The sequence below is a fragment of the Draconibacterium sediminis genome, assembly GCF_000949475.1.
Classification (GTDB): Bacteria; Bacteroidota; Bacteroidia; order Bacteroidales; family Prolixibacteraceae; genus Draconibacterium; species Draconibacterium sediminis.
Genome location: NZ_JRHC01000005.1, coordinates 446,828 through 471,151, shown reverse-complemented (window position 1 = coordinate 471,151; position 24,324 = coordinate 446,828). Strand labels below are relative to the sequence as shown.

At 41.0% G+C, this 24,324-nt stretch carries 20 protein-coding genes; 11 read left to right on the top strand and 9 right to left on the bottom strand.

The features are described 5' to 3' along the window. Nucleotides 1–513 precede the first annotated feature (513 nt). The 5 genes from LH29_RS18790 to LH29_RS18770 form a co-directional block, all read right to left on the bottom strand. Nucleotides 514–966 (bottom strand): protein-disulfide reductase DsbD domain-containing protein, encoded by a 453-nt coding sequence (locus LH29_RS18790; RefSeq protein ID WP_157493758.1) that lies wholly within the window; start codon nt 964–966, stop codon nt 514–516. Between the two features lie 5 nt (nt 967–971). Next, a complete protein-coding gene (locus LH29_RS18785; RefSeq protein ID WP_045032831.1) occupies nt 972–2,900 on the bottom strand; it encodes a protein-disulfide reductase DsbD family protein in 1,929 nt (642 codons plus the stop codon). A gap of 182 nt (nt 2,901–3,082) precedes the next feature. After that, nucleotides 3,083–4,168, bottom strand: a complete 1,086-nt coding sequence (locus LH29_RS24970) for a helix-turn-helix domain-containing protein (protein ID WP_052671081.1) — start codon at nt 4,166–4,168, stop codon at nt 3,083–3,085. A gap of 61 nt (nt 4,169–4,229) precedes the next feature. Continuing rightward, nucleotides 4,230–5,780, bottom strand: coding sequence for an Rne/Rng family ribonuclease (locus tag LH29_RS18775; protein WP_045032692.1), 1,551 nt, complete (start codon nt 5,778–5,780; stop codon nt 4,230–4,232). 214 nt (nt 5,781–5,994) lie between these two features. Next, complete coding sequence (locus LH29_RS18770; RefSeq protein WP_045032691.1) at nt 5,995–6,282, bottom strand: HU family DNA-binding protein; 288 nt, start codon at nt 6,280–6,282, stop codon at nt 5,995–5,997. 137 nt (nt 6,283–6,419) lie between these two features. On the opposite strand from LH29_RS18770, the gene mutY reads away from it, so the two are divergent. From mutY to pgl, 7 genes are all read left to right on the top strand, one after another. Next, nucleotides 6,420–7,469 carry an A/G-specific adenine glycosylase gene (mutY, locus tag LH29_RS18765; protein WP_045032690.1) on the top strand — a complete coding sequence of 350 codons (1,050 nt, stop codon included), beginning with the start codon at nt 6,420–6,422 and terminating at the stop codon, nt 7,467–7,469. A 68-nt stretch (nt 7,470–7,537) separates the two neighbouring features. Continuing rightward, nucleotides 7,538–7,987, top strand: a complete 450-nt coding sequence (locus LH29_RS18760) for a single-stranded DNA-binding protein (RefSeq protein WP_045032689.1) — start codon at nt 7,538–7,540, stop codon at nt 7,985–7,987. A 15-nt stretch (nt 7,988–8,002) separates the two neighbouring features. Continuing rightward, nucleotides 8,003–9,325: a gliding motility-associated protein GldE gene (gene gldE, locus LH29_RS18755; RefSeq protein WP_045032688.1), complete on the top strand. Its 1,323-nt coding sequence runs from the start codon at nt 8,003–8,005 to the stop codon at nt 9,323–9,325. Between the two features lie 25 nt (nt 9,326–9,350). Next, nucleotides 9,351–9,932, top strand: a complete 582-nt coding sequence (gene gldD, locus LH29_RS18750; RefSeq protein ID WP_045032687.1) for a gliding motility lipoprotein GldD — start codon at nt 9,351–9,353, stop codon at nt 9,930–9,932. After that, nucleotides 9,932–10,567: a 4'-phosphopantetheinyl transferase family protein gene (locus tag LH29_RS18745; RefSeq protein ID WP_045032686.1), complete on the top strand. Its 636-nt coding sequence runs from the start codon at nt 9,932–9,934 to the stop codon at nt 10,565–10,567. Before gldD ends, LH29_RS18745 begins: the two co-directional genes overlap by 1 nt. Nucleotides 10,568–10,576: 9 nt before the next feature. After that, nucleotides 10,577–12,070 carry a glucose-6-phosphate dehydrogenase gene (zwf, locus tag LH29_RS18740; protein ID WP_045032684.1) on the top strand — a complete coding sequence of 498 codons (1,494 nt, stop codon included), beginning with the start codon at nt 10,577–10,579 and terminating at the stop codon, nt 12,068–12,070. 44 nt (nt 12,071–12,114) lie between these two features. After that, the gene (gene pgl, locus LH29_RS18735; protein ID WP_045032683.1) at nt 12,115–12,846 is read left to right on the top strand and encodes a 6-phosphogluconolactonase; all 732 of its coding nucleotides are present in this window, start codon (nt 12,115–12,117) and stop codon (nt 12,844–12,846) included. A gap of 74 nt (nt 12,847–12,920) precedes the next feature. On the opposite strand, the gene LH29_RS18730 is transcribed toward pgl, so the two are convergent. Further along, nucleotides 12,921–13,925 (bottom strand): alpha/beta hydrolase, encoded by a 1,005-nt coding sequence (locus tag LH29_RS18730; protein WP_045032681.1) that lies wholly within the window; start codon nt 13,923–13,925, stop codon nt 12,921–12,923. Between the two features lie 318 nt (nt 13,926–14,243). Between LH29_RS18730 and LH29_RS18725 the strand changes: the two genes are divergently transcribed. Together LH29_RS18725 and LH29_RS18720 are read left to right on the top strand one after the other, a co-directional pair. Next, nucleotides 14,244–16,433 carry an ATP-binding protein gene (locus LH29_RS18725; protein ID WP_045032679.1) on the top strand — a complete coding sequence of 730 codons (2,190 nt, stop codon included), beginning with the start codon at nt 14,244–14,246 and terminating at the stop codon, nt 16,431–16,433. 122 nt (nt 16,434–16,555) lie between these two features. Further along, a complete protein-coding gene (locus LH29_RS18720; RefSeq protein WP_082063829.1) occupies nt 16,556–17,506 on the top strand; it encodes a nuclear transport factor 2 family protein in 951 nt (316 codons plus the stop codon). A 117-nt stretch (nt 17,507–17,623) separates the two neighbouring features. Here LH29_RS18720 and dinB read toward each other — a convergent pair whose 3' ends face one another. Continuing rightward, nucleotides 17,624–18,706, bottom strand: coding sequence for a DNA polymerase IV (gene dinB, locus LH29_RS18715; protein WP_082063828.1), 1,083 nt, complete (start codon nt 18,704–18,706; stop codon nt 17,624–17,626). Nucleotides 18,707–18,843: 137 nt separating this feature from the next. Here dinB and LH29_RS18710 point away from each other — a divergent pair, with 137 nt between their 5' ends. Next, nucleotides 18,844–19,326, top strand: a complete 483-nt coding sequence (locus LH29_RS18710) for a MarR family winged helix-turn-helix transcriptional regulator (RefSeq protein WP_045032676.1) — start codon at nt 18,844–18,846, stop codon at nt 19,324–19,326. Nucleotides 19,327–19,630: 304 nt separating this feature from the next. Here the strand turns inward: LH29_RS18710 and LH29_RS18705 are convergent, their stop codons facing one another. Together LH29_RS18705 and LH29_RS18700 are read right to left on the bottom strand one after the other, a co-directional pair. Then, nucleotides 19,631–21,436, bottom strand: a complete 1,806-nt coding sequence (locus LH29_RS18705) for a glycoside hydrolase family 15 protein (RefSeq protein ID WP_045032674.1) — start codon at nt 21,434–21,436, stop codon at nt 19,631–19,633. A 64-nt stretch (nt 21,437–21,500) separates the two neighbouring features. Continuing rightward, nucleotides 21,501–23,705 carry a bifunctional alpha,alpha-trehalose-phosphate synthase (UDP-forming)/trehalose-phosphatase gene (locus LH29_RS18700; RefSeq protein ID WP_045032672.1) on the bottom strand — a complete coding sequence of 735 codons (2,205 nt, stop codon included), beginning with the start codon at nt 23,703–23,705 and terminating at the stop codon, nt 21,501–21,503. A gap of 169 nt (nt 23,706–23,874) precedes the next feature. On the opposite strand from LH29_RS18700, the gene LH29_RS18695 reads away from it, so the two are divergent. Further along, nucleotides 23,875–24,252, top strand: coding sequence for a hypothetical protein (locus tag LH29_RS18695; RefSeq protein WP_045032671.1), 378 nt, complete (start codon nt 23,875–23,877; stop codon nt 24,250–24,252). Nucleotides 24,253–24,324 lie beyond the last annotated feature (72 nt).

Here is a 24,324-nt window from a genome sequence, read left to right as displayed (position 1 = left end):
TAGCTTCACAGAAGGGAGAGACAGGAGAGAGGTTAGATAAATATTCAAGTAAAAATTGCCAAATATATCTTCGAAAAGTTTAAAGCAAAAAACATTTCCGAGGCTTAAAAGTGTGCTTAAATGCCGGCCGGCAAGATTTCATGCGTTAAACTTTAGTTCAAACCTTGCGCAGCAAGTTTTTAGCCTTTAAACTTACTTTTAAACGCAGGCCGGAAAGTTTTTGAAGCGTAAACTTTTGTATAAACGCCGGCCGGGAAGAATTTGGCTCGTAAACTTTAGTTTAATGCTTGCCCGGCTGGTTCTTTCTTTAAATTTTGAGGGCTAAAGCCCAAGAGTAGTGCCATTATACTTAAGCCCGGCATTAATACCAGGGTTAGTCAACCGCCAAACACTCCGGGCTTTAGCCCTTAATCATAAAGGTTTTTTCCTTTATCCAGGCACAAAAAAGCCGGAAACTTACGTTCCCGGCTTTAGTGCAGTTTTTACTTTCAACTATCTGAATAGCGAGCGATTTTACTCGATCACAAACTCAAATTCTTCATCGGTTGGAGGAGTGCACATTTCGTCGTTGCAACTCATCCATTGGATATAACCGGCAACTTTAGCAGGCTTTTCTGTTACCCACACTTTGTGCGAAAGAACAGCCTTGTCTTTAAAATAAGTTACCTCCATATCAAAAATCTTGTCGTGCATGGTATGCGACGGTGTAACCTCAACGGCTTTTCCAAACTCTTTACAGTTCTCCAGCGTCTCGAAATTAAACGAGGTTTTTACCGGTCCGCCATCTTCCATGTTTACCCCGTATAGTTTAAAACCCATATCGATTTTTGCCGTAGCAACAATCTCATACTGATTACCACCTTTTAATGGCTTAATTTCTACGTCCCACTTCACAGGCACAATCATTTGCGCCTGAGCAAAGGCTGTAATGGCAATAAATCCCAGTGCAAAAATTAGCTTCTTCATCTGTTTTATTTTTTGAATTTTGTTAATCCTTCGTTTAGCCACTCAATAAAATCATCCGGATCCGGATCATAACTGTATCCCTCTCCTATCTGATTTTCGTTTTCATCCAATACCACGTAATAAGGCTGTGTATTTCTGTTAAATCTCGATATCTGGAAATCGGTCCATTTATTTCCAACCGATCTCACTTTTCGTCCGGTTGTTTCCGAAACATATTGTTCCTCTTCCGGTAATTTTGTTTTCAAATCAACATACAGCGAAACAACCACATAATCTTCCAGGAACAGGTTTTTTACTTCCTGTTTTACCCAAACGTTGTCCTCCATTTTCCGGCAATTGGTACAACCTTTTCCGGTAAAATCGATCAACAACGGTTTTCCGGTTTCGCGGGCGTGCGCTAACGCTTTATCGTAATCGTCGAATAACGGGATTCCGTGCGGGCCAATGTGCATTCCCGATGCCATTGTTCCCGATGAATGACCGGTAGCAACTGCTCCGGCAGGCTGCGTACGTCCTACTCCCAGTGGCGATTCGGCATAATCAACCGGCGGCGGGAAACCACTGATCAGTTTTACGGGTGCCCCCCACAATCCGGGAATCATATAAATTACAAAAGCAAATACCATGGTTCCCAACACAAAGCGCGATACCGGCAAATTTGTAGTTGGCGAATCGTGCGGCAGTTTTATTTTTCCCCACAGGTACAGCGCCAATCCTAAGAAAATGGCAATCCAGATGGCGATGTAAACTTCGCGCTCCAGAATGTGCAGGTCAAGAACCATATCGGCAATCGACAGGAATTTGAATGCAAAAGCGAACTCAAGGAAACCCAACACTACTTTCACTGAATTTAACCAGCCACCTGATTTTGGCAGCGAGTTCAACCACCCAGGGAAAGCGGCAAACAAGGCAAAAGGAATTGCCAGTGCCAGCGAGAATCCTAACATTCCAACCACCGGTGCCATACCACCGCTTCGTGCAGCTTCAACAATCAGTGCCCCAACAATCGGTCCGGTGCATGAGAAGGAAACCAGTGCCAAAGCAAAGGCCATGAAGAAAATGCCCAGCAAACCACCTTTGTCGGCTTTTTTATCCACTGCATTTACCCAGCTGCTGGGCAATACAATTTCGAAAGCTCCCATAAACGAGAAGGCAAAAACAAAAAGCAACAGGGCAAAAAACAGGTTAAACCACGGGTTTGTTGAAAGGCTGTTCAGACTCTCGGCACCAAACACGGCAGTTACCACTGTTCCGAGAATTACATAAATAAGTATGATTGATATTCCGTACCAAATTCCGTTTCGGATTCCTTTGGCTTTGGTTTTACTTTGTTTGGTAAAAAAGCTTACCGTCATCGGTATCATCGGGAAAACACAGGGCGTTAACAAAGCGGCAAAACCGCCTAAAAATGCCAGGAAGAAAATACTCCAGTAGTTTCTGTTACTGCTGTCGTCCGTTGTTTCGGCAGCTGCAGTTTGTTGTGCTCCTCCGGTTAATTCAAACGAAAATTCTGCTTCCATCGGTGGCGTACAGGTTTCGTCGTTACAACTCATATACTCCACGTAACCTGCAACAGTTCCGATTCCTGATACTTTTACTTTCTGCGTAAAAGTTACTTCCTCTTCAAACCAACGCAAATCCATCTGAAAGGAGTTGTCGAATTCTTCCGTAACGGCTTTATCCGGAGTTGGTTCTCCTACTAATTCAGCATTTTCTACATTCTCGAAATAAAAGCTGGTTTTTATCGGACCGCCCTCCGGCAAATCGGTTGAATACATGTGCCAACCATCTTCCATTGTGGCGGTGAAAACCAACTCAAACTCGTTGTCAGAAATTTTGTTTTGAGAAAAATTCCATTTTACCGGCTCAACAATTTGTGAAAAGCCCAGTAAAGCTGTTGTAAGTAAAAAGACCGTAAACAGTATGCGTTTCATTCTTTTTGTAGTTTTATAAATAAACTTTGATATTCCTTCTAAATTGTGTTCTGTACTTTGATCGCTCATCACACCAATGGTGTTTTAACGAATAGCACAAATTTATGATAGAAAACAACAAAACGCCTTATGCTGTTTAACAAAAGAAGTATAGACTGGGTTTGAAATAGGGTCTAGACCCCCTAATCGTGGCTTTTAACAGAGTTGTGAAAGTCGACAGCTTCTTTACGCGTTGACACGCCCAACTGCCTGTATATATTGTTAATATGGGTTTTTACGGTACTCAATTCTACGAAAAGTTCCTGGGCAATTTCTTTATTGGTCTTTCCGTCAGCTAAAAGCCCCAATATTTCCTGTTGCTTTAGGGTTAGGGCTTCATAAAGCGGTTTCTGATTGTTGGCCGGATCGTTTTCCCGGTTTCTCATTTTCTTTAATTGCCGGTACGCTGCAATCAAAACGATTATAAGAATCAGAATAATTATCGCTTCAATCAGCATTAACCAGTCTTTCCATTTGGGTTGCACACCCGGCATTTCACAAACGAACTCACGAAAGCCAATCAATTCATCCAACAATTCGGAATACGCTTCGGTGTATGGTGTTACCGGAAGTTCATCTTCCAGCCGTTTTTGAAAGTTAAAATAGAAATCGCTGTTCCGCAAAAAATCGGTCTCTTTATCTTCGATATGATACAGCGCATAAATGCCAACATAAGGATTATTGGCATCGGCTACAACCGAATGGATAAAGGTTTCCAACTCCTGCGACAGGAAGGTACTTTGTGCTTTTGGCAACTGACCACTCAACTCGCTGCTTTGTTCCTGAAACTTTTCGTCAAAATCAAAAATTGCTTTTGTATCATCGCTCCCATTTAAGGCTGTTACTTGCAGCGAATTATTCCGGGTTGTGGCATTCAGCACAATTTCCGATTGCCGGTTTAGCAGCAAATGAAAATAGTTTTTGTTTTGGGTTGAACTAAACTCTACCGAGGCATTATCGCCCTGCACCAGATAGAGGCGGTAAAAACGTTCGTCGTCGGGTACCGACTGCGTATTGATTTCGAAACTACCATCGGGATTTATAAAAGTTTCGGCTATAATAAAATCGGGCGAGGCTACAAAAATATCGTTGGGTGAATTTAGCAAAGCCAGAAAAACCTTGGGTTGCCACTGCTCCGATAAATCGATCGTACCTTTTATTTCGAGTGCACTCGAGGAACTTGCAATAAAAAGAAAAAGAATGATATAGACCAGTTTTTTTAACGCCATCAGAATTACTTTGCTTACTGCGAAAATAAAAAAAGCCGCTCAATAATGAACGGCTTTCCTTTTATAAAATAATTTCTTCTTCATTCTCATCAAAAAAATGATATTCCAGATAGGAATATGAATTTACAGCTTCAACGCTTACCCATTTCAGGTACTTGAAAAACCACTTATTTTGGCGGCTTTTCCAGCCTTTTGTAAGATAAGCAGCTGTATAAGGATGAACTTTCAGATTTAGTTTCTTCTTGTTCAGTTCCTTTAGCGCGTAGTTTACTTTACCGTCGATATCGTCGGCAAATAACACAGTAGGCACAACTTTTCCACTTCCTTTACAAGTTGGACAGCTTTCGGCAGTCTCAACTTTTTCTTCCGGACGAACTCTTTGCCTGGTAATTTGCATCAGGCAAAACTTACTTAGTGGAAGAATGTTGTGCTTGGTCCGGTCGTCGGCCATAACCTCCTTCATGTGATCGTTCACTTTCTGGCGATTGGCCGCGACATGCATGTCGATGAAATCAATTACAATGATTCCTCCCATGTCTCGCAACCGTAATTGTCTTGCTATTTCGTCGCAGGCTGCCAGGTTTACTTCCAGGGCATTTTTTTCCTGGTCGTTCCCGGCCCTTGCGCGATTCCCGCTGTTTACATCAATAACATGAAACGCTTCGGTGTGTTCTACGATTAAATAGGCACCATCTTTAAATGATACGGTTTTTCCGAACGAGGCTTTAATTTGTTTATCGATGCCGTAGTGTTCGAAAATTGGCTGACGTCCTTTGTAGTATTTAACTATCTTTCTTTTGTCGGCCTGAATGCTACCTATGTAATCGGCAATTTCTGACGCTACCGATTGGTCGTTTACAATAATGCTGTTGAAGTCGGGATGATAAATATCGCGCAACAGGGCTGTTGTTCTGTCAATCTCGCCGATTATCAGCGATGGAGCCTGTGCTCTGTTCAGCTTTTGAAAGGTGGTTTCCCACTTTTCAACCAAACGTCGAAGCTCTTTGTCGAGTTCTGCTACTTTTTTTCCTTCTGCTACAGTGCGGATTATTACTCCATATTTGCGGGGTTTAATACTCTGGATCAGTTTTTTCAACCTGTTTTTTTCTTCGGTTGACCTGATTTTTTGCGACACTGATATTTTGTCGCTAAATGGCATTAAAACTAAATTCCTCCCTGCAATGGAGATTTCGGATGTTAACCGCGGGCCTTTTGTATTAATTGGTTCTTTTGCAACCTGAACCAAAATTTTCTGACCAACTTTTAGCAGCTCGTTTACTTTACCTTCTTTATTAATGTCGGGTTCGGAGTGAATCCTTGAGATTGAAGAAATTTTGTTTTTTCGTGATGAGGCAATTCGCAGGAATTTATTCAGCGTGGCGAATTGTGGCCCCATGTCGAGGTAATGTAAAAAAGCATCTTTACTGTAGCCTACATCGATAAAAGCAGCATTTAAACTGGGCATAATTTTTTTCACTTTGCCGAGGTATATGTCTCCGACAGCGAATTTTGCCCCGCTTCTCTCTCTTGATAGTTCTGCAAGCTTCTTCTTTTCCTGTAAGGCAATAACAATTTCGGATGGAGTTACATCAATTATTAAATCGCTACTCACAACCTTTTAATCATCTACTTCTATTGGTTAATACTAATCGTTATAACAGACTAAACCTAAAGCATTAGCATGCTTTAGGTTTAATCACTAACTATAAGAAATTAATTCACTAAAATCTTATTTTTTCTTTTTGTGCCTGTTTTTACGCAATCTTTTTTTGCGCTTATGAGTGGCCATCTTGTGTCTTTTTCTCTTTTTACCGCTTGGCATAACTCTATGATTTTACTTGATTTTTAACTTCTGATACAAATGTTTTCGCTGGTTTAAACGAAGGAATATTGTGAGCAGGAATGATAATGGTTGTGTTTTTAGAAATATTACGGGCAGTTTTTTCTGCTCTTTTCTTAACAACAAAACTACCAAAACCTCTTAAATAAACATTTTTGCCATCAACCAGTGAATCTTTTACAGTTTCCATAAAAGCTTCCACTGTTTTCTGAACAGTTACCTTTTCAATTCCCGTTTCTTTCGAAATTTCATTTACAATATCTGCCTTAGTCATCTCTTAAAATATTTAATTTTCAATATATTAATCGTTTTTATTCGAGGATGCAAAAATAAAAAATATTATAAAACCGGAAAGCATTTCAAATAAATTATTTTTGTTTTTCTGTAAGATTTTTAACCAGTTAGCATAGAATGGACAATTTTCATACCAACATTTACAATTGGTACCATATAAATAAGCGTGATTTACCGTGGCGAAAAGACCGTGATCCGTACAAGATTTGGCTCTCGGAAATTATACTTCAGCAAACAAGGGTTGAGCAAGGCAAAAACTACTTTTACCGCTTTGCAGAAGCTTATCCAACGGTAAATGACCTGGCCAGTGCCCACGAAGACGAGGTGCTAAAACTCTGGCAGGGACTGGGTTACTATTCGCGAGCCCGCAACCTGCATGCTTCGGCAAAAATTATTGCATTGCAGTACAACGGAACTTTCCCAAACGATTACAAAAACATTTTAGCATTAAAAGGAGTTGGGCCATATACAGCAGCAGCTATTGCTTCCATTGCGTTCGACCTTCCATTCCCTGCGGTTGATGGTAATATATATAGGGTACTGTCGAGATATTACGGAATTGAGACACCGATTGACTCGTCGGCAGGCAAAAAAGAGTTTCAACAGCTGGCTGAAGAATTGATTCGCGGGCAAAATCCGGGCATGCACAACCAGGCGCTTATGGAATTCGGCGCTTTGCAGTGTGTTCCGAAATCGCCAAAATGCGAAACCTGCCCGCTTTCTGATTCCTGTTTCGCGTTGAAGAATGGCCTTGTTAACCAACTTCCGGTAAAAGAAAAAAAGACGAAACAGCGGCACCGCTATTTTTATTATTATATCTATGATATGGGCGATTCAATTTTGCTGGATAAAAGATCGGGCAGCGATATCTGGCAAAACCTGTATCAATTGCCGCTGATGGAGTACGAAAAAGCACTTTCAGATTCGGAGCTGTTAAAAGCAGATCTTCCGGTTAAATCGTCGCAACTAAATATTAAATATATAAGCGGGCAAAAAAAGCATGTTTTGAGCCACCAGATTATTCATGCAAAATTGATATATCTTGAAGTTCAGGGCAATTTTAATAATCCGTCGCCTCTAATTCGGGTAAATAAAAAAGATATTTCTAAATTTGCTGTATCCCGACTGGTTGAACAGTTTTTACACGAGGCCGGATTGGGAATATAATTAAAAAACCGGTTTATAATTGCAGCGTAGTAACAACCTGAAAATGTTAACCATATAAATTTTAGATTATGTCAGTAAATAAAGTAATTCTTATCGGAAACGTTGGTAAAGATCCTGAAGTTCGTCACCTTGATTCGGGTGTTGCAGTAGCTAATTTCCCTTTGGCAACATCAGAAAGTTATAACTCGAAAAGTGGTGAGCGTGTTACTACAACCGAGTGGCACAATATTGTATTGTGGAGAGGCCTGGCCGAAGTGGCTGAAAAATATGTTACCAAAGGCCGTCAGCTGTATATTGAGGGACGAATAAGAACCCGCTCGTACGACGACAAAGACGGGAACAAACGTTACGTTACAGAGATTTATGGCGACCAGATGACAATGCTTGGTAACCGCGCTGACAACATGGGTTCGCCAGACCAGGGCGGTGCAATGCAAAACTCCGGTTCAGCATCCACTCCGCAGGTTTCGCAACCCGACATTGAAGAACCGGAGGGAGACGAGGATCTTCCATTCTAACCAAAACTTTTAAATTTGGAAACAGAACCGCTTTTAAGTTTAGCCGCTATCGGCTCCTGGCAAATTCAATTACACCCTATCAGTCCCGGAATAATAGTTTCAATTATTATCGTATTGTTTCTACTATTTACTTCGGCACTGATAAGTGGATCCGAGGTGGCTTACTTTTCATTGTCGGCCAGCGATAAACACAAACTAAGACACAAAGGCAAAAACAACGAGCGCGTATTGCACAACCTCGAAAGCCCGGAAAAACTTCTGGCTACCATACTGGTAACAAACAACTTTGTAAACATTGGCATTGTAATATTAACGGCCTTTATTTCAAACAATTTAGTATCGTTTGTTAATGCACCAACACTGCAATTTGTTTTCCAGGTGGTGCTCATTACGTTTTTCCTCTTGCTTTTTGGCGAAATCTTTCCGAAAGTTTATGCAACACACTTTGCTTTGCGTTTTGCGCGCTTTATGGCATTGCCCTTGCAAACGCTCGAAAAGTTATTTCGCCCCATAAATGCGATATTGATCTACTCTACCGGATTTGTAAACCGCCGCCTGCAAAAACACAAAAAGAACATCTCGATGGATGAGATTTCGCAGGCACTTGAATTGACATCCGACCAGGAACTTTCAGACGAAAAAGATATACTGGAAGGAATTGTAAAATTCGGCAACAAAAGTGTGGAGGAAATTATGACTCCACGTGTTGACGTGGTTTCCATCGATATAAAAGCAAATTTCGAGGAGGTTCTTGAAATTATAAACGACTCGGGCTACTCGCGAATTCCGGTTTACATCGATTCGTTCGACGAAATCAGCGGGTTACTTTATATTAAAGATATACTTCAACACAGCCATAAAAACAAAACGTTTAAATGGCAGACATTAATCCGTCCACCGTTTTATGTGCCCGATACCAAAAAAATCAGTTCACTTTTGGAAGAATTTCAGAAAACCAAAGTGCACATTGCCATTGTGGTTGACGAGTACGGAGGAACTTCAGGTATTGTGTCGCTCGAAGATATTCTGGAGGAGATTGTTGGCGATATTGCCGATGAGTTTGATGACGAAGAAAGTTTCTTCACCCAGCTTTCGGAAAACTCTTACCTGTTCGACGCCAAGATTTTACTGGGTGATTTTTACCGGGTTGTAAATTGCGACGATACCATTTTTGACGAAGTAAAAGGTGATGCCGATACGCTTGCCGGCCTTATTCTTGAAATAAAAGGCGAGATCCCTTCGTTAAAAGAGCAGGTAAAATGCAAAACGTTCACGTTTACCATTGAAGAGGTTGATAACCGCCGGATTAAACAAATCAAGGTAGTTATTAACAAGTAGTAAACGTGACTAAATTTTTGGGAAGATGAGATTCGCATATACACTATTTTTATTGTTGTTTTTGGTGGCTTGTAAAGAAGATTACACGCCTAAACCGCGGGGATATTACCGCATTGATTTTCCTGAAAAAAGCTACAAAGATCTGAACCGGACATTTCCGTACGATTTTGAAATACCGGAATATGCAAGGATTGAAAAAGACTCCAGAAACCGCAACGAACCTTACTGGATAAATGTTGCGGTGCCCGAAAACAAAGTGGAAATACACATTTCGTATTACGAGCTGAACAGCCCAAAAGACGACTACAAACTTTTGGCCGAGTTAATGGAAGAAACACGTACGCTGGCCTATAAACATTCAATAAAAGCCGACGCCATTGACGAGCGTTTGTTTATGAATCCTACCCAAAAGGTTTACGGAACCATTTATTCCATTGAAGGAAATGCCGCGTCGCCCATGCAGTTTTTTTTAACCGACAGCACCCGACATTTTTTACGCGGCGCGTTCTATATTCGCGAAGTTCCCGACATTGATTCGCTGAGTCCGGTAATCAACTTTATCGAACCCGACGTGATTCATATGATTGAAACCACAAGCTGGAAATAATGCCGCTAATTGAAAAAATAGCCAACCAAAACGGTACAATCGGTGTATGGGAGCTGAAAGAAACAGTTGCTGATTTATTAAAATCATGTACATTAAATTCCGATGATACTGCGCGTTTGGCAACTTTTAAAGCCGAAAAGCGACAAAAAGAATTTCTGGCTACACGTCTGCTTCTTCAGAATCTGATACCCGAAAATACCCCAATTATTTACCGCGATGAATTTGGCAAACCGTCACTGATAAATTCCGATTTAAATATCAGCATCACACACTCTGCTGATCTGGCAGCCATTATTTTATCCGAAAAAAATATTGGAATCGACGTTGAACAATTGCAGCGGAATATCGATAAAGTTGTTACCCGATTTGCCAGCACTGCAGAAATTGAATTTATTGAAAGTAGCAAAGATCCGCAGTTCGTAAAAATATTGCTTTGGGCAGCAAAAGAAGCTATTTTTAAATGTTCTGGAATCCATGGAGTTCAGTTTAACGAGCAAATTGCAATTACTCCGTTCGATTATAATGCGCATTCCTGTTTCACCGGCGCTTTAAAGCATCCAGAAAAGGAAGTGAGTTACGATTTATTTTTTCGCATTATCAAAAACAATATTCTGGTTTATTGCGTTCAACACTAAAATTTAACCATGAAGAAAGTCGAAGATCAAATTCTCATCATATTCGGGGCATCGGGCGACCTCACCAAACGTAAATTGATACCTGCACTATTCGAACTTTACAAACAAAACCTTTTGCCCAATAAGTTTGCGGTTCTTGGTGCTTCCCGTTCAGCACTTTCCGATGATGAATTCAGAAGCCGGGCCGATGAATTTATTCCCAACGATGAAAAACGCGAAGAATTTAAAAAGCTTTTGTTCTATCAATCTGTTCAGAATAACGAAGCCGACGATTTTATTCCGTTAAAAGAGCGGCTTGATGAAATTTCCGGCGCGCTGGAGATTGAGCAGAATTACGTATTCTATTTATCAACTCCCCCATCGTTGTACCCGGTAATTCCGAAAATGCTTTGCCAGAATGGTCTTTCAAAATCGGAGAATAATTTTAGGCGACTGATCGTTGAAAAACCTTTTGGAACGGATTTAAAATCGGCAAAAGAATTAAACAAACAACTACTGAACTATTTCGAGGAAGAACAGATCTACCGTATCGACCACTACCTGGGCAAAGAAACCGTACAAAACATGCTGGTAACGCGCTTTTCGAACGGAATTTTTGAGCCACTGTGGAACCGGCGTTATATCGAGCGCGTGGAAATCACCTCAGCCGAAAGTCTGGGAGTGGAAGGCCGTGGCGGATACTACGAGAGCTCAGGAGCCTTACGCGATATGTTGCAAAACCACCTGCTGCAGGTTGCGGGTTTTGTGGCCATGGAACCGCCTGTTGTGGTAGAAGCCGATGCCATAAGAAACGAAACGCTAAAAGTTTTTCAGTCGTTACGACCGATTAAAGAAAATGAAGTATCGCGTTATGTTATTCGCGGCCAATATACCGCCTCAACAATTGGCGGCAAAAAAGTTGCCGGTTACCGCGAGGAGCCTGGCGTGGACAAGCTTTCGCGCACCGAAACGTTTGTTTCCCTTAAATTCTTTATCGATAACTGGCGCTGGGCAGGCGTACCATTTTATATTCGCACCGGGAAAAAACTACCAACCCGCGTAACTGAAATTGTTATCCACTTCCGTAAAGTACCCCATCATTTGTTTGGCAATGCCAGTTCCGACAGCAATAACCAGCTGATCATCCGAATTCAGCCCGACGAGGGAATTCTGCTGAAATTTGGCATGAAAACTCCGGGAGCCGGATTTAAGGTGCAAACGGTAAACATGGATTTCCATTACTCGGATCTGGCCGACAAAAAAGTTCCGGCAGCATACGAACGCCTTTTGCTGGATTGTATGCAGGGCGATGCAACACTGTATTCGCGCGGCGACGCTGTAGAAGCTGCCTGGGAGTTTGTTCAGCCTATAATTAACGCCTGGGAAACCAATCCTGAAATTCCAATTTATGGTTACCCGGCCGGAAGTTGGGGGCCGGAAGAATCCGCCAAACTTATCGTTAACGGAGATTGGCGCTACCCCTGTAAGAATTTACATAACGACGGCTTGTATTGTGAACTTTAATCTGCATATTGCATTGTATTATCTAACAGCATAAACTATCTGAAATGGAAACCTTTACTGAAGTAAAAATCTATTCGAAACCGAAAGATGTTTACAAGGCCATCGCGAAAGCACTGATCAAGATGGTACAAAATTCGAATCAGGAAGTGTTCGATATTGCGCTGTCTGGCGGAAATTCTCCAAAAGGACTTTTTAAAAAGATCAGTAAAAAATACGCCGACCGAATTCCATGGGAACGCATTCATTTATGGTGGGGCGACGAACGCTGTGTGCCCCCGACCGATGAACAAAGCAACTATAAAATGACGGTTGACTACCTGCTTTCAAACATTACTATTCCCGAAGAAAATATCCACCGCATAAAAGGCGAGGATGATCCTGAGCAGGAAGCTCTGCGCTACTCGCAAGAGATGGAACAAAGCCTGAATTCGAGGGGTAAAGATCCTGTTTTCGACCTGATCATTCTGGGGCTTGGTGACGACGGACACACGGCATCAATCTTTCCCGACCAGCTGGAACTTTTTGAAGACGAGCAAAGCTGCGCAGTTGCCGTTCATCCGCTTACCGGGCAAAAACGTATTACCATTACAGGAAATGTGCTGAATAATGCCAACCAGATATTTTTCCTGGTAACAGGCTCGAATAAAGCCTTGCGGGTTGCAGAGATTATGAATGATAATGATGCAGCCCAATTGCTACCGGCCTACTATATTTCTCCTACAAACGGAATCTTAACCTGGTTTTTAGACGAAGAGGCAGCTGCTCAAATTCAGTAATACCGAACGCTGATTACACTGATTGTGCAGATAGTCACAGATTTTATTATCAGTGAGAATCCAAATAAACAGCGTTATCTGCGTTCCAATCCCAAAACCCCTTCACCAAAACGAAAGGTTTCGGCAATTACCTCTTCCACGCTACCGGATGTTAGGTCGCACGCAATAACGTGGTCACCGGCCTCAGGAAAGGCTTTTTTCACCTTTTGATTGGGTAAGGTTCCAAGTTCATCAAACATATCAAGCATTGCATCAACACTCACTGTTTGATCCTGATTCTCTTCATCCTTATAGTAATATCCAAGAAACACTGGCACTGTTACACGGCCAAACGTTTCTTCTGTCATGGTAGCATCCAACAATTGTTGCAAATAAACCAGTGCTTCCACACGGTATTTGCAGTTCCAGTATTTACAATCTTCCGACTCCGGATCATCGTCAGAAACACGGTACTTCCCACCAATTACCTTTCGCCCGATTTGTAATCCCCATGGTTTTGACAGTAAAGCCATTGAGCCGTTTTTCACCTTAATATTAGGCGAATACATGATCAGTCCGTCAACATACTCCGGGAAATCTGCCGCCAGTTTTAATCCCAGCGTTCCTCCTGTTGAAGTGCTCATGATGATCACTTTTCTTCCCAAACTGCGGGCAACCATTAATGCTTCTTTTGCCGAAGCGTATAATCCATCGGGAGTCATATCAATTAAAGGATCCTCGGTAACCAATCCGTGATCGTGTAAACGCGGAATGTATAAGTTATAGCCAAAATGTTGAGCAAAACGCTCGTGTGCAGGGTGCCCTTCAAACCACGATGCGGAGAATCCATGCAGGTACAACACGCAATAATCAGTGCGTTCTTTTAACGAATCGTTTGCCCAGATAATGCGGCTTTCGTTATCAGGTTTTATGGAAAAAGATGCTTCCTTTCGTTGCACAAATGTCTCGATGTTTGAAATACTTGCCGATAGCGATGGCAGGTCTTTATTCAACTCAGGTTTAGGAGGTTTTGGCCCCAGAAGGTAGCCAATTATCGCCAAAAGAATCACTATCAGTAAAAAGCGTTTTATTCGTTTCATAATGAAGGTGGAAGTCCGAAGACCGAGGTTAGAAGTAGTCTCCTATTCGACCTAAGGCAGTTAATAATCGGGATGAAGATACATGTGTTTGTATTTATATCGAAATTTTTCGGCGTTTTTTAGTTTCAACCACAGAAGAAATATGGACAATACTGCAGCATTAATATCTTTCCTTCATTTAGATTTTGAATAAAATACATTTTCAAAATACAGTTTTAAACTTCTGGCGAAACTTCACGAATTTGTATCACGTATTTATTTCACTAGTCGTTTACCAATTTAAATGGCCATACACAATCAAAACCAGAAATCAAATTAATGAAATACATCGCCAGCACAAAAATTATCGAATGGATTGATCGTTATCTGGAAGACCCCAGGCTTGATCGCGAAAAACAACTCAGAAAGCGGTGGGCCTGGATTTGGATGGTTGTTACCTTTATTTTTGTCCTTCTCTCGATATATGTAACTCTATTTATATGGAAATTATGGGCACTATCGTGGTTTGGATTTCTATTTCTGCTGGGTTACGGCATTGGCTTCCCATTGTATCGTCAAATCAAACGATTCGATTTGGTTATCAACGTTCTTTTCACCGTTTTTACAACAGGTGCAATGTTTGCCATGCTTCAATCCGGTGGGCTTACAACTTCTCTGGGATATGTTTTTATTGGAATGAATTGTGCCATGGGATCGATACTTGCAGGCAATATTCGTTGGACTATAGGTATGTTTATCTGGTACTGTTTCACAATTTTAATAGTAGGTGTATTTCAGTCATCATTAACAACTCCGGAATATATTACACCGCAAATAAACACATTATCTTTTGTCGGACTAACATTTTGGATCAATGCATGCATACTGTTTATCGTCCTACTTTTCATGAAAGATAAAAGCCGCTATGAAAAATCGGAAACTGATAAGTTGCGTAAAATCGATGAAGCAAAAACCAAACTATTTACCAATGTTTCACACGAATTCAGAACACCGCTTACAGTCATTCATGGTGTTGCTGAACAAATGGGAAAACACAACGATCGATGGATGAAAGATGGTCCTGAAAAAATTAAGGCACAAAGCCAGATTTTGCTTCGGTTGGTGAATCAAATGTTGGACATCGCCAAAATTGAAGCAAATGAAATGCAACTGAATTTGATCCATGGAGACATCTGCCAGTTTGTTAAGATTATCGCCGGATCTTTCCAATCGCTCGCAGAAAATGCGGAAGTAAAACTAATGACAAATCAGAACAAGGAACCAATCTTCACCGATTACGATCCCGATAAAATAATGCATGCAATTTCCAACTTAATATCAAATGCAATTAAATTTTCTTTTCCGGGAGGAGTGGTAAGCGTTGATGTAAAAACTGAACTTTCTCAAAATAAAGAAACAGTTTGTATTTTGATTTCTGATAACGGTCGTGGTATCCCCAAAGCATCAGTTAGTAAAATTTTTGAGCGATTCTACCAGGCTCCCGATAACAACAACCAAACTTCGGGCACCGGATTAGGTCTGTCAGTAGCTTATGAAATGATTAAGCTTATGAATGGAGATATTACCGTGAAAAGTAAAGTTGGAAAAGGCTCATCATTCAAGGTTACCCTGCCAATAACAAAAACAGCAGAAAAAGTTGCTGATAACGGTATCTCTGTGATAAGCTCAACAATGATCCACACACAAATTTCCAAATCACCTTCTTTTAAAAAAAATAATTGGAATAAAACTGCTAATGAGCCCGAAAAAAAACCATTATTGCTAATTGTTGAAGATAATGGTGATGTTGTAGAATATCTTCAGTCGATTTTAAACACTGATTACAATATCAAACTGGCACCGAACGGCAAAGCGGCGCTTGAAAAAGCAAAAGAGATCATTCCTGACCTTATCCTTTCAGATATAATGATGCCTGAAATGGACGGTTTTGAGATGCTCGAACAACTGAAGTCAGATTTTCGGACCGATCATATTCCGGTCGTGATTTTAACTGCCCGAGGCGATTTTGAATCAAAAATGACCGGGTTTGAATATGGTGCCGATCACTATCTGATTAAACCTTTCAACGAAAAAGAACTCCTGTTAAAACTAAATAATCTGCTCGAGCTGAGGAGGAAAATGCAAAAACACTTAGGAGGAATTCCTTTAAGCATTCAACAAGAAAATACAAGTTACAATTCCGAATTACTATTCTTAAAAAAGATTAACGCACTGATTGAAAAAGAGATGGTTAACGAAGATTTCGGGATCAATGAAATTTGTTCTTTAATGAATATGAGTAGAGCCCAGCTTTATCGAAAATTCAGTGCTCTTACTAATAACTCTATTGGCCGTTATCTTCGATTGTGCAGACTTTACAGAGCAAAAGATTTATTGGAAAACAAAGGAAAAAACGTTACCGAAGCGGCTTTTGAATCCGGATTCAAGAATCTGTCGCACTTCAGCACCTGCTTTCATGAAGAGTTTGGAATTGCACCCAACACGCTCATTCAACAGCAAAGATCATAATTGAGACAAAACCCAAATAATCTGAGACAATTACCAAAGCACAGCCTTTGGCATTACTGTAATTTTGATACGAGGTTCGTAGCCGCACACAATAGTATTAGAAACCTTTAAAATTGGAAAAAATGAAACGATTAATCTTTTTATTATGGAGCATAAGTCTGCTGCTGACAGCTTGTGATATGAGTGACCCATTGTTACCAGAGAGAGATGTAGAGCCTAAATCGGCTGAAATGAAAATGACTCCGATAAAGGGCGAGATTCAATCGCACGTAACTGAGACATTAAATGGCATTCCTGTTTTTGGAACCTTGTCAGGAAATTTGTCGCATTTGGGAAAACTGATTTCTGATAATAGCACATGGTACACTATTTCGGTGGAAATGGATGAACAGAGCTGGACAATAGTATGGGAAATGTTTGGATCTGTTTGCGCGGCCAATGGTGATTTTCTAAAGTATACCTTAAACGGGTCGTTTAACATCCTCGAGAACAAAATTAGTGGGGAGATAAAAATTAATGGTGGTACCGGCAGGTTTAGTCAGGCACAAGGAAGTATGGATTTTACCGGTTGCGCCGATGATCCGTCAAATATAACGACGATGTACATGCACACTGAAGGTATCATATCAAATGTTGGTTCCAGCCACGGTGATGAGAATTCCTTGGTGGAACAAAATGAGTCGATTGCCCAGGCATTTACTGATGCGTGGGATACTCACGACACTGACCTGCTCACTTCACTCTTAGCCGATGAATTTATTTATACCGAAGCAGGAGGTAATAATTTCACCGATAAAACCGCAGTTGTTTTATATGCCATCGGTACCTATTCCGGAGCACCAGACTCACGTTTTGAAACCATTTCAATTGTTGCGAATGAACAGTTTGCGGCTGTTGAATGGATGTGGAAAGGCACAAATACAGTTGGCTGGCCACAAATGGGCATTCCTGCTACCAATGTATATTTTGAATTACCGGGAGTATCTGTTATGGAAATTGAAAATGGTAAAATAGTTTGGGTTAAAGATTACTGGGACCTAAACGAATTTTTAGAATTGATAGGAGTTCTATAAACGATGATCTTCTGATAAAATAAAGGGATTAAAGGCTGGTAGCTATTCCGGCCTTTTTTCGTTCATAAACAAACTAACAAAACTGAGGCTCGTGATTTTTATGCTCTTTCGGCCTTATCAGAACTCAATCACCAGCTGAACACCAATTTCACCCTCTTGCTCGTGCAGAAAATTGGAGAGTGTAAGCCCCAGTAGGCGGATTCCTTTTACAAACCCACCTTCCGATTTCATCAATTTCAGGCTTTCGGTAATAAATCGTTCTTTTGTGTTGATGTAGGGCTCAATGGTTTTACTTCGGGTGTGTTGCTCAAAATCGGCATATTTAAACTTTAAGGTCACCGTTTTGGCTTTTACCCCCGATCGGTCGGCCCGCTCCCAAACCTTCTCTGCAATTACCAATAATTCTTTTTTTAGTTCATCCTCTAAAAACAGATCCTGTGAGAAGGTATTTTCAGCGCCAACCGACTTTCTTTCGCGCGATGGCTGCACCTCGCGGTTATCAATACCCCGGCAAATATCGTAGTAGTAATTGCCTGCTTTGCCAAACATCCGGGTGAGTTCAAGCCTGTCGATCATTTTCAGATCGCCCCCATACCACACACCAATATCGTTTAACTTTTTGGCCGTTACTTTTCCTATTCCAAAAAACTTCCGGATCTCCAATTGATCGATAAAATCCTGCGCCTTATCGGGAGTCACCACAAACATTCCGTTGGGTTTATTGACATCGGAAGCGACCTTAGCCAGAAATTTGTTGTACGAAACGCCGGCCGATGCGGTTAACCCGGTTTCTTCGAAAATACGCTGGCGAATTTCTTTGGCAATCAAGGTAGCAGAAGGCTGACCTTTTTTGGCATAGGTAACATCGAGATAGGCCTCATCGAGCGACAGCGGCTCAACCAAATCGGTATACTCCAGAAAAATGCTCCGTATTTGCGCCGAAATTTCTTTGTAACGCTCAAAACGATGTTTTACAAAAATCAGGTTCGGACATTTTCGTTTGGCCACCTTCGACGACATAGCCGAACGAACGCCGTACTTTCGGGCTTCGTAACTGGCCGCTGCAACAACTCCCCGGTCGCTGGTGCCTCCAACAGCAATGGGCTTTCCTCTCAGTTCGGGATGATCCAACTGCTCTACCGACGCAAAAAATGCATCCATATCAACATGTATTATTTTACGTTTTTTTTCGGTCGGCATTTTGTCTTTCCTGATATGATGCGAAAATAACGAAGTCGCTGAATTAATTGAATCTTTATTCCTTCAATCGTTGTTCCACGAAATAGCGGCTCTAATTTTTTCTTAATATATTAGCAAAAATTTTTGATCGGGAAGGAATGGAAACACGAGATATTCTAATTAAAATTCGCAAAATCGTGCGCTCGGTAGACATCGAGTCAAAGAAAATTCAGAAAGAACACGGCGTAAGTATTCCACAGGTTCTTTGTTTAAACTTTCTGCACGAGTCGCCTAACTATCAAACAACGCAGGGCGAACTGCGAAAATTCCTAAACCTGAATCCGAGTACGGTTAGCGGTATTATAAACCGTCTTGAGAAAAAAGGCTACCTGGCCCGTCTTCCCAAATCGGGTGATAAACGTGTTGTGAATATAGCTCTTACCTCATCGGGCGATCAACTGCTGAGCACTATGCCATCACTGTTGCACGAACAATTATCGGAAAAACTTCTGCAACTTAGCGAAGAGGAATTCGGAGTTGTTGAAGCCGGCCTGAATACACTGGTAAAAATACTTGATATCGAAAAAATTGACGCTTCGCCGTTAATTACTATGGATTCCGACCTGGATGAGCAATTATAAAGCAAACCGGCAATTTTCGTGGCAATTATTTCCCATCGCCGGGTATAGCGTTTTCTAACGTTTAATCAAACAATAAGTATTTCAACTGAAGCAATAAGAGCTTCACCTCAAACAATAAACGCTTCAACTAAAGCAACAAGCACTTTAACTAAAGCAACGAGCGCTGCGACCAAAGCAACAAGCACTTAAACTGAAGCAATGTCAGCTTTAGCTGAAACAATGACAGTTTCAACTAAAGCAACGACCGTTGCAAGTGAAGCAATCACGATTTCAACTTAAGCAATGGCAATTTCAAGTCAAACAATCAGTGAATCGCGTCCAGAATCTGCTCATCCTCAGTGGTCTGCCCTTTCGAGAAGTTTATAGCCGTTTCGATTAAAGCCAAATGCGAGTAGGCCTGAGGAAAGTTCCCCAGCAAACGTTTGGTTTTAAAATCGATATCCTCGCTAAAAAGCCCCACGTGATTGCTGTACGTTAGCAGTTTATCGAATAATTTCTTTGCTCTTTTTCGCTGACCAATTGCATACAACGAATTAATGAGCCAGAAGGTACAAATAGTAAACGACGAACTTGGCAAACCAAAATCATCCTCGTTTTTATACCGGTACATCAATCCATCTTCGCAAAGCTCCCTTTCGGTGGCCAGCACCGTTTTTACAAAACGTTCGTCTTTTCCATCGATAAAACCGTACGACTGCATCAGCAGCGTGGCAGCATCGAGATCTTTCGATCCGTACGACTGTGTAAATGCGCCAACTTCTTCGTTCCACGCATTGGTGAAAATATCTTCTTTTATGGTATCGGCGAGTGGTTGCCATTCCGCCACATATCTTTCTTTGTGAATAAACCGGGCAATTTTTACTGCCCTGTCGATTGCTACCCAACAAAGTACCTTCGAGAAGGTAAAGTGGCGGTCATCGGTTCGAATCTCCCAAATTCCTTTATCCGGTTTGGTCCAGTTATTGGCTACCGTTTTTACGATGCTACGCACGATTGTCCAGAGCGACTCACTGTCTTCAAGCGAAATCTTAAATTCGGTAAACTGCTGAAAAATAACATCCATCAGAATTCCGTAAATGTCATTCTGTTTTTGAATGTAAGCCGCATTCCCAATACGAACCGGGTACGAATTTTTATAACCGCTTAAATGATCCAAAGTCTCTTCCTCGAGTACTTTCTCGCGATTTATGCCGTACATGATCTGTATCTTCTCATCCTTATCGGGAATAATATCGATAATGAACTTCATAAAACGCTTCACGGTATTCAGATGCCCCAAACTCGACATTACCTTTATTACCATCGAGGCATCGCGGATCCAGCAAAAACGATAATCCCAGTTTCGCTCCTCGCCAATTGTTTCGGGCAACGATGTTGTGGCAGCCGCCAAAACGGCTCCCGATTTATCGTAACTCAGCAGCTTCAGAACAAGCGCGCTTCTAACAATTTCGTTGTTGTATTTTTTAAACGACGTTAGTTTGTTGGCCCATTCCAGCCAGTACACTTTTGTTTTCTGAAGTTTAAGGTATTGCCGTTCCAGTGTTTGATTCAGCAGTTTCTGATCGTAAGAAATAAGGATAAACGCATTATCAGTTAAGGTAATTTCGTTTTCCTGCAAAATATCTTCTTTATCGAGGTCGGTATACAGGTACAACGAGTCGTAATCTCCTTCGGTGGTGTAACACTTGATGTACTCCTCCTCGGCTATCGTTGTTGTATTAAAACGGGCGTACTCCACTTTTGGATTGTATCGAACCCTAAATTTAGGTTCCCCCCATTTGTACTTTATATACCGAATAATATCCGGAGGGGTAAAATGCCCGAACTCGCTTGTTTTGTAACGAGGCATAAAATCAACAACCTCAAAACACGAATCTTCATTCTGAAAAAATGTAGAAACAATATTTGTTGTTCTTATGTATGTTTGTTTAATCTCATAACTATCGTCTACCAGGAACTCCATGCTCCCACCTTTCTTTTCGTCGAGTATTTTTGCAAACACCGACGACGAATTAAAATCGGGCAAACAACACCAGTCAATCGATCCCTTGTCGGAAATTAATGCAGCACTTTTGCAATTTCCGATTATCGAGTAGTTCAAATTATCCATGGCCGCAACCTAATGATTTTTGAATTAGTATTAACAGAAAGCTTATAAACGAAGCTACTTTTAACTATGATTTTACAAGCTCATTCAAAAAACTTCGTACCTCCTTGTAGTTGTTTACGAAATATTTTGCGGCCGAATTTTCAGTACCTACTTTAATGGTATGTGCCTCTTCGGGTAACTCTTTGAACAAGAATTCATCGGTCCAGTCGTCGCCCATTGCCAACACAAAATCAGCAGGATTAGCATGTAAAAAGTCGGTTGCAGCCGTTCCCTTATTTATTCCCGAAACTTTTACCTCTACTACCTTTTTCCCTTCCAGTATTTCCAAATCCTGGTTAAAGATCAGGTTTGAAATATCGTGCACCAATTCGAGCGCACGCAACACGCCTAATTCAATATCTGCTTTACGGTAGTGCCAAACCAGCGAGTAGGTTTTCTCTTCGATTAAACTTCCCGGAGTACGATCGACATACGATTCAAGCACCGGCAAAATACTCTCTTTCCACTCGGTATGAACAGGTTTACGTTCAACCCAACCTTTGCCTTTTTCTTTTAACCAGGCTCCGTGCTCGGCAATTAAATTGTATTTTCTTTTTCCAAACCAGCGGTCAAAAGTCTCTCTGTCGCGCCCGCTTACCAATGTCAGCGTTGTATTCTTTTCAGCTGCCAGTTTATCGAGCAACTTATACAAGTCCTCATCGGGTTTAGCCGCTTGCGGATTTGCAAAAAAACGTTGCAAAGTTCCATCGTAATCCAGGAACAAAACTTTCGACTGCTTATCATTGTAATCCGTGAAGATCTTATTCTTTAACTGGGCTGTAATTTTTCGTGCATGATGCTCCGAGCGTTTTTCAATCGTTTTATTTAATGCTTTCATAAACTCCGAAGCCCACTTATGAATATCGTAACGTTTTATTCGCTGTTGCATGGCCGTTATGGCTTTCTCCATTTCTTTGTCGGGTTTGGTAAGTGCCCTGTAAATTGCATCGGCCGTATCGGGAATATTATTCGGGTTCACCGAAATGGCTTCTCCAAGCTCTTTCGATGCACCAGCCATTTCACTCAAAATAAGAACACCTTTTTTGTTGACTTTTGACGCAATATACTCTTTGGCCACCAGGTTCATACCGTCTCTGAGCGGTGTTAGTAAAGCCACATCGGCCGAGCTGTATAACTCAATCAGGTTATTGAACGGAACCGAGCGATAGAAATAAATTACAGGGTTCCAGTTCAGCGTTCCAAATTCACCGTTAATATTCCCCACCAACACATCAATCTCGTTTTTCAGATTTTGGTACTGCTCCACATCCGTTCGCGACGGAACGGTAAGCATAATCAACGAAACTCTTTCGCGATAATCAGGATGTTTCATTAAAAACTCGCGGAAAGCATTTAAACGCTGCGGAATACCTTTGGTATAATCCAAACGGTCGATAGAAAGAATCAATTTACGGTTTGGCATACTTAACAGGAACCGGTCAATGTCCTGGTGTTCTTTCGAACGATCCTGAATAGGTTTGCTTTGTATCTCAAGCGCATGCGATTCGAACTTCTCGTAATCAATACCCATCGGAAATACATCGATCATCACCTGACGGTTTTCCAGTTTTATCTGGTTAAAATCAACATCGTGTCCTAACAAACGTTTCACCGAACTAATAAAGTGTCGGGCATAATCGTAGGTGTGAAAACCAATCAGATCAGCTCCCAGCAGTCCATTTACAATTTGCTCGCGCCATGGAAGTATACGTATTAACTCGTATGATGGAAAAGGTATATGCAAAAAGAATCCGATGGTTAAATCGGGGCGTCTTTCGCGAAGGATGTTGGGCAAAAGCAACAATTGATAATCGTGTACCCAAACCACGTCACCTTCTTCTGCATTTTCGATAATCGCATCGGCGAACATTTCGTTCACTTTGCTGTACGACTCCCAATACGATTCGTTAAACTCAGTAAACTCGGCAAAGTAGTGAAACAAGGGCCAAAGCGTTGCATTGCTAAACCCATCGTAGTAATTCGTAATTAATTCTTCGTTTAAAAACACAGGCAGGCATTGTTCGGTTTCCAGCAAACCGATAACTTCCTTTTCTTCCTTTTTTGTTTCGGGCATCACACCCGGCCAGCCTATCCAAACGCTGTTGCTGTCTTTGTGATATGATTTCAAACCTGTAGCTAAACCTCCGGCACTGGGAGTTATAGTCATTCCATCTGCACTTCTGTTTATCATTACAGGTAACCTGTTTGAGGCAATTATTAATCTACTCATAGTGTATTGTTTCTATAGAAATTTTTTCTAATTTACAAATATATTATTATCTGCAGAAAGTTGCATTCCACTTATGTAAATTCATTATTAACAATGAATTTAAAAGCTACATGAATTTGCATGCCCGCTTTTTTTTGTATTTTTGTTCGCATAGAAACTATTTTCAAATATGAATATAACTTCTTTAACAAAAAAGCAGGTAGCAAAGTCAATTGTTCCCCAGTTGGAAGAACAGGCATACGAGATGTCGTTACAAACCGGGTTACTAAAAAACTATATTCCTTCTTCTCCTATTACAACGCAAACGGAGGATAATGGTTTTATTCCTGATATTATAACCACCGAAAAAAACGGTGAAACCAACATTTACGAAATTCAGTTAACCAATAATATTGATACAGAAAAATGGAATTTTTTCGCGCATTTCACAAAGGAAAGACACGGAAAACTTCACATCATCGTACCCGAACCCAACTTAAGTGCAGCAGAGAAAGTAATTGTTGAGAACGACATCCGCAACATTAGGCTGATGTTTGTTCCTAACTAACACAACTCGCTGATAGTAATCGATTTATCTCTTTAGTTCATAACATACTCAAAAACAACTTTTGAGTAAAAA

What these genes read in the sequence shown, in the direction of transcription:
- LH29_RS18790 (WP_157493758.1), bottom strand. Translation starts at nt 966, where the DNA reads ATGAAGAAGCTAATTTTTGCACTGGGATTTATTGCCATTACAGCCTTT.
- LH29_RS18785 (WP_045032831.1), bottom strand. Translation starts at nt 2,900, where the DNA reads ATGAAACGCATACTGTTTACGGTCTTTTTACTTACAACAGCTTTACTG.
- LH29_RS24970 (WP_052671081.1), bottom strand. Translation starts at nt 4,168, where the DNA reads ATGGCGTTAAAAAAACTGGTCTATATCATTCTTTTTCTTTTTATTGCA.
- LH29_RS18770 (WP_045032691.1), bottom strand. Translation starts at nt 6,282, where the DNA reads ATGACTAAGGCAGATATTGTAAATGAAATTTCGAAAGAAACGGGAATT.
- mutY (WP_045032690.1), top strand. Translation starts at nt 6,420, where the DNA reads ATGGACAATTTTCATACCAACATTTACAATTGGTACCATATAAATAAG.
- LH29_RS18760 (WP_045032689.1), top strand. Translation starts at nt 7,538, where the DNA reads ATGTCAGTAAATAAAGTAATTCTTATCGGAAACGTTGGTAAAGATCCT.
- gldD (WP_045032687.1), top strand. Translation starts at nt 9,351, where the DNA reads ATGAGATTCGCATATACACTATTTTTATTGTTGTTTTTGGTGGCTTGT.
- LH29_RS18745 (WP_045032686.1), top strand. Translation starts at nt 9,932, where the DNA reads ATGCCGCTAATTGAAAAAATAGCCAACCAAAACGGTACAATCGGTGTA.
- zwf (WP_045032684.1), top strand. Translation starts at nt 10,577, where the DNA reads ATGAAGAAAGTCGAAGATCAAATTCTCATCATATTCGGGGCATCGGGC.
- pgl (WP_045032683.1), top strand. Translation starts at nt 12,115, where the DNA reads ATGGAAACCTTTACTGAAGTAAAAATCTATTCGAAACCGAAAGATGTT.
- LH29_RS18730 (WP_045032681.1), bottom strand. Translation starts at nt 13,925, where the DNA reads ATGAAACGAATAAAACGCTTTTTACTGATAGTGATTCTTTTGGCGATA.
- LH29_RS18725 (WP_045032679.1), top strand. Translation starts at nt 14,244, where the DNA reads ATGAAATACATCGCCAGCACAAAAATTATCGAATGGATTGATCGTTAT.
- LH29_RS18720 (WP_082063829.1), top strand. Translation starts at nt 16,556, where the DNA reads ATGAAACGATTAATCTTTTTATTATGGAGCATAAGTCTGCTGCTGACA.
- dinB (WP_082063828.1), bottom strand. Translation starts at nt 18,706, where the DNA reads ATGCCGACCGAAAAAAAACGTAAAATAATACATGTTGATATGGATGCA.
- LH29_RS18710 (WP_045032676.1), top strand. Translation starts at nt 18,844, where the DNA reads ATGGAAACACGAGATATTCTAATTAAAATTCGCAAAATCGTGCGCTCG.
- LH29_RS18705 (WP_045032674.1), bottom strand. Translation starts at nt 21,436, where the DNA reads ATGGATAATTTGAACTACTCGATAATCGGAAATTGCAAAAGTGCTGCA.
- LH29_RS18700 (WP_045032672.1), bottom strand. Translation starts at nt 23,705, where the DNA reads ATGAGTAGATTAATAATTGCCTCAAACAGGTTACCTGTAATGATAAAC.
- LH29_RS18695 (WP_045032671.1), top strand. Translation starts at nt 23,875, where the DNA reads ATGAATATAACTTCTTTAACAAAAAAGCAGGTAGCAAAGTCAATTGTT.